This window comes from Streptomyces sp. WM6386 (assembly GCF_000972385.1).
GTDB lineage: Bacteria > Actinomycetota > Actinomycetes > Streptomycetales > Streptomycetaceae > Streptomyces.
Genome location: NZ_JXTE01000479.1, coordinates 1 through 461, shown reverse-complemented (window position 1 = coordinate 461; position 461 = coordinate 1). Strand labels below are relative to the sequence as shown.

1 protein-coding gene is annotated in these 461 nt (G+C 68.8%); it reads left to right on the top strand.

The genetic code is table 11. The features are described from left to right. Nucleotides 1-266: 266 nt before the first annotated feature. Nucleotides 267-461 (top strand): hypothetical protein (locus tag TN53_RS48935; protein ID WP_234441866.1); only part of this gene is annotated, 195 nt, incomplete at its 3' end.

Genomic DNA, 461 nt, shown 5'->3' with positions numbered 1-461 from the left:
CTCCAGCACCTCGCGGGCGTCGGCGGCCCGGAAGACGGCAGCGGCACGGATTGCCGGCTCGGATGGCTCCTCGCCGTACATGCCGGGATGCTCGTCGTAGGTCTGCTGCCAGTGCGCCCGCTGGACCTCGGCCAGTTCCTGCTCCGACTGCGACACGCTGACGTCCTCCTGACCGGGCCGGTATCGAACCACCGGCCCACGTCAGGCCAGCCTGAGAGACCCTAGGCCGTCGCCTCGCCCGCCCGCTGCCGGTGCTGTCGGTTCTGGTGAACATCGACTTCGATCTGGCCGGGGGCCGCCCTGAACAATCCCTGCCGAAACTCGTGAACAAAGCCAATCTGGGACAGGGCCTGCTCTTCCCGCACCGTGAAGTGCTCCGGCCGGCGGTTCACCGGGCCCACTCCAGCACCCAAAGCTGTCGCCCCTGGCGGGTTGAGTGGACAACGGAGGACCCCGGCCAT